This window comes from Leptolyngbya sp. FACHB-36 (assembly GCF_014695955.1).
In the GTDB taxonomy this organism is placed as follows: Bacteria; Cyanobacteriota; Cyanobacteriia; order Leptolyngbyales; family Leptolyngbyaceae; genus FACHB-36.
This window is the reverse complement of record NZ_JACJPG010000556.1, coordinates 1-8039: the sequence shown is the minus strand read 5'-3', so window position 1 is coordinate 8039 and position 8039 is coordinate 1. Positions and strand designations below refer to the sequence as shown.

The window sequence follows — 8039 nt, the reverse complement described above, 5'->3', positions numbered from 1 at the left end:
CGGAGCCATGCGAGCGATCGAAGAAGCCAAGCAGCAAAAGCTGATTCGTTTTAGCGGTATCACAGGGCACCACGACCCCGCGGTAATTGCGGAGGGATTACGGCGCTATGCCTTTGACACTACGTTGATCTCGCTGAATGCCGCCGACAAACACCATCCGCGCCCGTTTGCCGCGGTACTTCCTGTGGCACGCGAGAAAAACGTGGGCGTCATTGCCATGAAGGTGCCTGCCTACGGTCGGCTCTTTAGCTCTGGTGCTCTAGATGGAATGCATCAGGCAATGGGCTACACGCTGTCACTGCCGGGTGTACACTGCTGTGTGATTGCAGCAGAAACAGTGGCACAACTTGAGCACAATGTTAGTGTGGCGCAGGCGTTTAAACCGCTGAGTGAGCAAGACATGGCGACGATCGAGCAGCGCACCGCTAAAACCTGGAACGAGACCACATTTTTTCGCGCTTGGACGTAGCTGATGGCGATTACTGGCTGTCTTGAAGAGATTGTCGCCTTACTTAGAAAGCAGCGATCGCGCTAGTTCCAGATTGACTAGCGTGGCATGGTTGGGATAGCCAGCGATCGCTTGAAACGGCAGATCCGGTTCTCCTAGGTGATCAACCACGAGCACCGCGCCTGTGAAGTCGTGCTGGCGCGTGTAGTCGTTGAGCGTAATTAAGGTAGGAATTCCAGCTTGCATCGCCGCCTGCAATCCCTGGTAGGAGTCCTCTAGCGCTAAGCACTCATCCGGCGCGAGGTGCATCGCCTGCAAAACGTAGTGATACACATCCGGGGCAGGCTTTTTCACAGGTACCATGTCACCAGCGGCAATGACCTCAAACCACGAGGGGCTGTCAGGTCCTAGCGTCATTTCTAGCAGAACGATGACATTTTCAGGCGTGGTGGTTGTGGCGATCGCTAATCGGACCCCCGCATCGCGTGCTTCCCGAATTAGGCGCTCAACGCCCGGACGCAACGGAATAATGCCGTCTTGCAACAGTTGCTTGTAGTGCCGCGTTTTGGCACGATGCAGATCTGCCACCCAGTCTTTGAGATCCGCGTCGGGTTGAAACGTGGGGTAATCGCGGTTCCGGTAGAACTGAATTCGTTCCTTGCCGCCAGCAATTTCTAAAAGTTCCCCGTAGTCCGGCTCAGACCAGTTCCAGTCCAGATTCGCCTCAGCAAACGCGCGATTGAATGCCACACGATGTCCGTGGCGCTCAGTGTCTGCTAGCGTACCGTCTACGTCAAAGATGAGGGCTTGAAGCGAGGGCATAGGAGAAATAATGATGAAGTTTGAATGATGTTAATTAGAACGTAGGAATTCTAGAAAATCCAGAGGCTGCGCGAACTATAAGTTTTTGGGAGGTAAGTCGTCGATCGGCACCGTTCGCGATGGATCTAGCGGATCGGTAGCACGCTCATCTGCTGGGTCTGGTGCTGGAGCCGTGAGCGAACCGACTCGGCGCTGGTGCTTAGGTTCAGCATCTGGAGTATTTCCGTTTGGCTCGTTGGGATGCTCATTCACGTCCGACACATCCACATCGCGCCCACCCCAGTGGTCCATAACATCTTCCAGCAGCACTTTGCGAATCCAAATCTGCGAAACAACGGTAAGAGGCAGCGCGAGGGCGAGTCCCAAAAAGCCAAAGATTGTGGCAAAGAACACCTGCGCCAGCAGCGTCACCGCAGGTAGAAGAGCAACCTGCTGCGCCATCACATAGGGCGTTAGCAGATTACTTTCAAACTGCTGAATCACAAAATAAAGACCGAGAACCGCAAACGGTTTCCAGAAGGCATCGAGCACGGCGATCGACATTGGCAGCACCACGCTCAATGTAGGACCAATATTCGGAATAAAGTTGAGCAACCCTGCCAACACTCCCTGTGCCAGCGCTGCCCGAACGCCAATGAGCGCAAGTCCTGTACTGCTGAGCACAGCGACAACGCTCATGCTAATCAGTGCTCCTCCGATCCAGCGTCCTAGCGAAAACTCGCATTCGTGCAAGATTTCATCTATTCGGCGACGGTAGAACGCCGGGAACAGGCGAATGAACACCCGCCGATAGGCCAGCGGATTCACCAGCATCATCAGCGCCAGCACCAATACCAGCAAGAGATTGACGACGACGCCCAAAGAGCTTGAGAAAAACGCCAGCGACCCGCCCAGCAGTCGATTAATAACTGGCTGGACCTGCTGTCCCAGACTGTTAATATCCGGTAAATAGGGGCTAAACTGGCTCGGCACCAGCTTGATCATGTTATTGACCCAGGCATCTGCGCGATCGACACCCTTTGGCATCAGCACGATGAGTTCTTGAAGCTGAGAGGCAAACGGCGGCACGATTAACCAGACGAAGCCCCCAATGACGGCAAGAAAGGAACCTACCGCAAGCAGCACCGATTGTCCTCGGTTAAGTCCTGCTCGCTGGAACCGCTGCGCCAGTAAATTCAGGCTGTTTGCTAGAACGATCGCCGCAAACACCAGCAGCAGCACTTGGCGAATTTCCCACAGGATATAGAGGGACGCCAACAGCGCTAGGAAGCCGATCCATTGACCAATATTCACAGTGAACTCCGAGAGGCGAATTTTGAATTAGGACTTATGAAGTATGGATTGTGTTTTTAATTCAACATTCAGAATTCATCATTCATAATTTCTCGCTTCGCTGCCATCGCCAGCCCAGCAGCAGCGCTAGCAGTATGCTAGGTGACAATACCGCAACAAGTGCATGAAAAGTATTCCCCGAAATGGGTAAATACGGACCGCCGTATTTAATGGCGATCGACACCAGCAGAGATAGAATGCCGATCTTGAGCACAAATCCAGTCATGAGTCCAGTCGGTAAACGTAATTCGGCATACAGCTGAAAACGGCGTCGGACGGTCGATCTGGTGCCTAACAGATAATCTCGCGCAGAAGACGCTCAGCAGTTAGCACATTTTCAAGCATACCGCTGAGATTGCTACGAAAATTGGGCAATCTTTAGCTATCGCTGCTTAGTCGTTTAAGAGTTGTCTGTCAAGTGCTATTCGCTGTATCCTACCCCGCTCAATTTATAGGAGTTGCCATGCTGGAGTCATTGGGACGCCTCTTGAGTCCTCAAGGATTTATTCCCCACGGACACTGCTATCTATGGAAGCCAACGTTGGTTTGGCTGCACATTATTTCAGATGCGGCGATCGCCCTTGCGTATTTCTCGATCCCCATTACGCTGATGTACTTTATCCATAAGCGAAAGGACATTCCCTTCAACTGGATATTCTGTATGTTCGGTGCTTTTATTGTTGCCTGTGGAGCCGGACACGTCATGGATATTTGGACGCTCTGGCATCCAACCTACTGGCTTGCTGGCTTCCTTAAAGCACTTACCGCAGGCATCTCCGTGCTGACAGCTCTAGAGCTAATCCCGCTGATTCCTAAAGCCTTGGCGCTGCCCAACCCTACAGAGCTAGAGGCAGCAAACCAGAAACTCGAAAAAGCGGTACAGCAGCTTCAGCAGACCCAGCTTCAGCTTGTGCAAACCGAGAAGATGTCGAGTTTGGGGCAGCTCATCGCAGGCATTGCTCATGAGATTAATAATCCGGTCAATTTCATTCACGGCAATCTCGCCTATACCCATGAGTACATTCAAGAACTGCTGAATCTGCTTCATCTTTATCAGCAGGCTTACCCACAGCCAACTGCTGCAATTCGGGCAGCGATCGACGACGGCGAGTTAGAGTTTCTCAGCGAGGACTTACCCAAAACGGTATCGTCAATGCAGGTTGGCACAGAGCGCATCTGTCAGCTTGTCTTGTCTCTGCGCAACTTTTCTCGCCTAGACGAAGCGGGAATGAAGCCAACTGATATTCACGAAGGTATTGAGAGCACTCTTTTAATTTTGCAGCATCGCCTTAAATCAAAATCTCACTGTCCTACGATTCCAATTGTGAAAGAGTTTGGCAAGCTTCCCTTAGTTGAGTGCCATGCGGGGCAGTTGAATCAAGTGTTTATGAATTTACTCAGCAATGCCATTGAGGCATTAGAAGAAGCCGTAGAGAGCGGAGTAGCAGATGTGGAAAACTCAAGCAACATCCGATCGCCGGATCGCTTGCCATTTAATCCCTGTATTCGGATTAAAACGCAGTTAGTGGATTCAGAGTGGGTGCTGATTGAGATCTCAGACAACGGACCTGGAATGCCAGAAGAGGTCAAACATCGCATCTTTAATCCCTTCTTTACGACCAAGCCGATCGGCAAAGGAACTGGATTGGGTCTGTCGATTAGTTACGAGATCGTGGTGGAGAAACATGGTGGTCAACTGAACTGCTTCTCGACATCTACACAGGGAACAACGTTTCAAATCAAGCTTCCGCTGCAGCAGCATACAGGTACGCCGCTGTTGGCAATTCGCTAGGAGTCTGTCAAGACTGTTGTGATGGATTGAAAACCCTCGAAACAATCTAGAACTGGGTTCTGCAAATTTGGGGAACCCATGAATCCTCTGACGGACTATTGTTTGTCGGCTAATAGAACTCCTACGTGCTGGGTACGGTCAACCGTCTAGGAGGGGGGTGAATCCCGACTCCAAGCGATCGCAACGAATTCTTTACAATACCGATAGACCAATACAGCTATTAGCGATTAGCCATTGGCGATTAGCTAACAGCCAACAGCTAATAGCGATCACAAGGAGCTATCCGAAATGCCTGTAGACACAAACAACAAGCGCCTTAAAACGCCTCGACCAAGGCAGTTTGGAGGTGGCTTGCTGATTTTATTTACGCTCCTCCTGTTGCTGAATTTTGTGGTGCCAAGTTTTGGTTCCCGCTTGCCGCAGATTGCTTACAGCGACTTTGTGGCGCAGGTGCAGGCGGGTAAGGTGGAGCGAGCGATCGTCGGGGGCGATCGCATCGAGTTCACGCTAAAGCCGGACCCGAACACGCCTACGGTAGATGGGCAGCGTTCGCAAGTGTTTGAGACTATGCCGGTGGCGCTCGATCTGGACTTGCCAAAAATTTTGCGAGAGAACCGCGTCGAATTTGGGGCACCACCCCCGAACAACAGCGGATGGATTGGAACTCTGCTGAGTTGGGTGGTTCCACCGCTGATTTTCTTCGGCATTTGGAGATTTTTACTGAGTCGTGGAGGTGGCGGTCCTGCCGCTCTAACAGTCGGTAAAAGCAAAGCCCGCATCTACTCCGAAGGCACAACGGGTGTGAAATTTAACGACGTTGCCGGAGTTGATGAAGCGAAGGCAGAACTGCAAGAAATTGTGGATTTCCTTAAAAATGCCGAGAAGTACACAAACTTAGGCGCAAAGATTCCCAAGGGTGTGCTGCTAGTGGGTCCGCCGGGAACGGGTAAAACGATGCTGGCGAAGGCGATCGCGGGAGAAGCAGGCGTGCCGTTCTTCAGCATCTCTGGCTCGGAGTTCATCGAACTTTTTGTTGGGGTGGGAGCGTCTCGCGTGCGCGATTTGTTCCAGCAGGCAACCCAGCAGGCTCCCTGCATTGTGTTTATTGACGAACTAGATGCCTTAGGCAAGTCCCGCAGTCAGGGCGGCATGTTCGGCGGCAACGACGAGCGTGAGCAAACTCTCAATCAGCTCCTGACCGAGATGGACGGCTTCGACGCGAACACGGGCGTGATTCTGCTTGCGGCGACGAACCGTCCGGAGGTGCTTGATCCAGCACTGCGGCGTCCCGGTCGCTTCGATCGCCAAGTTGTGGTCGATCGTCCCGACAAGATCGGACGCGAAGCTATCCTGAACGTCCACGCTCGCACGGTCAAATTGTCAGAGGATGTCGATCTAGCCACGATCGCCGTTCGGACACCTGGATTTGCTGGGGCAGACCTCGCGAATCTGGTGAACGAAGCAGCGCTGCTAGCCGCCCGCAACAATCGCCAAGCTGTACTAATGGCAGACTTCAACGAAGCGATCGAGCGCGTCATTGCTGGACTGGAGAAACGATCTCGGGTTCTAAACGAGCAGGAGAAGAAGCGCGTTGCCTACCACGAAGTTGGTCACGCGATCGTGGGTGCCTTGATGCCGGGAGCGGGCAAAGTTGAGAAAATCTCGATCGTGCCGCGTGGCGTCGGTGCATTGGGCTACACGCTGCAACTGCCGGAAGAGGACCGCTTCCTCATGGCAGAAGACGAGATTCGCGGACGGATTGCAACGCTGTTAGGCGGACGATCGGCAGAAGAACTCATCTTCAACAACATCGTCTCGACGGGAGCCAGCGACGATATTCAGAAGGCAACCGACCTTGCTGAGCGGACCGTAACGCTCTACGGCATGAGTGACTATCTCGGTCCTGTGGCGTTCGAGAAACCGCAGCAGCAGTTTCTTGACGGCTACAGTTCTCCGCGTCGCGCCGTCAGTCCCAAAGTGACCGAAGAGATCGATCGCGAAGTCAAAGACATCGTTGATCGCGCTCACCATATGGCGCTGGCAATCCTAAACCAGAACCGCGATCTGCTAGAAACGACGGCGCAGGAGCTTCTGACCAAGGAGGTTCTGGAAGGGGACACGCTGCGAGCAAAGCTCAATCAGGCGATCGTGCCAGATGAGATGACCTCTTGGCTGATGACAGGTAACTTGCCAGAGGGAACTTCGTTAATGCAGGCAACGCTGGCGTAGCCTGGGTGCAAAAAATCTGAGTGCCAAATAGCCAGTGGCGATCGTTCCTTAGATGGGGCGATCGCTATTTATTTACACAGCAAGTTTTGATAAAGCAAGCGCATTTAAACTGCAATCTAACACCATTTATCAAGGCAAACGCACCTAAATGGTGCGTTTGCCCTACATTAGCGTCTACTTCTTCTCTGGCATCAAGCACTTGTCGCTGTCGCAGCCTGCGGGACCTTCGGTAAGGCTGAAGCCTGAGTCATAGCGATTGATGGCGGCGTAAAAGTCCGTAGTGCGCCGTCGATCGTGCACCTCTTGCTGAAGTCGATCGAACGTGGTTTTGTCGATCTTCTCAAACGGCAAACGCGGAAACGGCGCGTCAAATCGAGCCAGCAGCGCCGCGCTAATATAGCCTTCATCGTTGGCGATCGCCTGCGCAATGCGTTGACCCAGCGGCTCAATTTCTGCCTCGGTTAGCTCTAGCGTGGCGCTGGTGTTGTGCGTGGTGTAATGGGTTTGCACCTGCATGTAGAAATCAAACTGGGCAAGCGCAGAGAAGGCTTCGATCGCAATCTCATCCGCTCCAGGTAAGTTTGCCCACGGCACCTCCACGGGAATTTCAACCAGCCATTCCGTGCAGCGCGAGTCAAACGGGTCGTTCAGCAAATTGCCCTGCTCATCTTTATCAGACTGAGACGGCACGACGCTGTAGCCGTAGTCGAGACACGCCATTGCAACCGGGTCGCCCTTACGAAACGTGATCCGGCGGATATAGCGCTGCGCTTTGGGCGGGTGCCAACCAGCACTGGCTCCGGTGAGCAAGGACTTCGTGCCTGCTGGCTGAACCGTAGTGCAGCGGTTGGGGCGCTTGAGTCCGTGTCGATCGCAATACTCCCACACGGCAAGGTTGACAATTTCCCGCCAGCGGGTCAAGTATTCTTGCTCCCGCTGCTTAAACTCCAGCCCAAAAACAGTATTGGGTCTGCCTGCCTCCCACCACCGCAACCACTCAACGCCAAAGGCGTGAACAAAGAAGTCAAATAGCCCCGTAAAGGAAACACCGACGATCGGGTCTAGCTCCCGCGATTTTTGGTAGCGCGGCTCGCCAAACTGATGGTTTAGCAGTGCGGCAACTGAAAGCGCTCCAGCCGTAAATGCTTCAGCTTGTTCCTGATAGTTAAATGGATCAAGCTGATTGAGATGCACTTCTGCTAAATTGCAGTGAAAATCACTTCCTAAGATTTCCCCACATGGGTTCAGACCGTAGCGCTGTAGGCGATGTTCAATTTCATCAGCCGTGATTTTAGGAAACTTTTCTTGCAGCCAAGTTTGAGCGTTTCCTAATACATACTGCTGCAAAAACTCAGATCTTAGTTCAGCGGTTGTCAGCAGATCAGCATTAGAGCGGGCGATCGCTTCCGGTGCGTA

General features: G+C 52.8%; 6 protein-coding genes and 1 pseudogene. 3 read left to right on the top strand and 4 right to left on the bottom strand.

The window, feature by feature from the left end:
* Positions 1-469 (top strand): annotated as a pseudogene (locus H6F43_RS15920) (aldo/keto reductase); the annotation flags it as partial.
* Between the two features lie 39 nt (positions 470-508).
* Here the strand turns inward: H6F43_RS15920 and H6F43_RS15915 are convergent.
* The 3 genes from H6F43_RS15915 to H6F43_RS15905 all read right to left on the bottom strand — a co-directional run bounded on the left by H6F43_RS15915 (position 509) and on the right by H6F43_RS15905 (position 2828).
* Positions 509-1270: an HAD family hydrolase gene (locus H6F43_RS15915; RefSeq protein ID WP_190343704.1), complete on the bottom strand. Its 762-nt coding sequence runs from the start codon at positions 1268-1270 to the stop codon at positions 509-511.
* Between the two features lie 75 nt (positions 1271-1345).
* On the bottom strand, positions 1346-2563 hold the full coding sequence (locus H6F43_RS15910; protein WP_190343703.1) for an AI-2E family transporter: 1218 nt from the start codon (positions 2561-2563) through the stop codon (positions 1346-1348).
* An 82-nt stretch (positions 2564-2645) separates the two neighbouring features.
* On the bottom strand, positions 2646-2828 hold the full coding sequence (locus H6F43_RS15905; RefSeq protein WP_190343702.1) for a hypothetical protein: 183 nt from the start codon (positions 2826-2828) through the stop codon (positions 2646-2648).
* Positions 2829-3065: 237 nt separating this feature from the next.
* Here H6F43_RS15905 and H6F43_RS15900 point away from each other — a divergent pair, with 237 nt between their 5' ends.
* Positions 3066-4394, top strand: coding sequence for an ATP-binding protein (locus tag H6F43_RS15900; protein ID WP_190343701.1), 1329 nt, complete (start codon positions 3066-3068; stop codon positions 4392-4394).
* 288 nt (positions 4395-4682) lie between these two features.
* The gene (gene ftsH / locus H6F43_RS15895) at positions 4683-6623 is read left to right on the top strand and encodes an ATP-dependent zinc metalloprotease FtsH (protein ID WP_190343700.1); all 1941 of its coding nucleotides are present in this window, start codon (positions 4683-4685) and stop codon (positions 6621-6623) included.
* Positions 6624-6797: 174 nt separating this feature from the next.
* On the opposite strand, the gene nrdJ is transcribed toward ftsH, so the two are convergent.
* On the bottom strand, positions 6798-8039 hold a 1242-nt coding region (gene nrdJ, locus H6F43_RS15890; protein WP_190343699.1), incomplete at its 5' end, for a ribonucleoside-triphosphate reductase, adenosylcobalamin-dependent.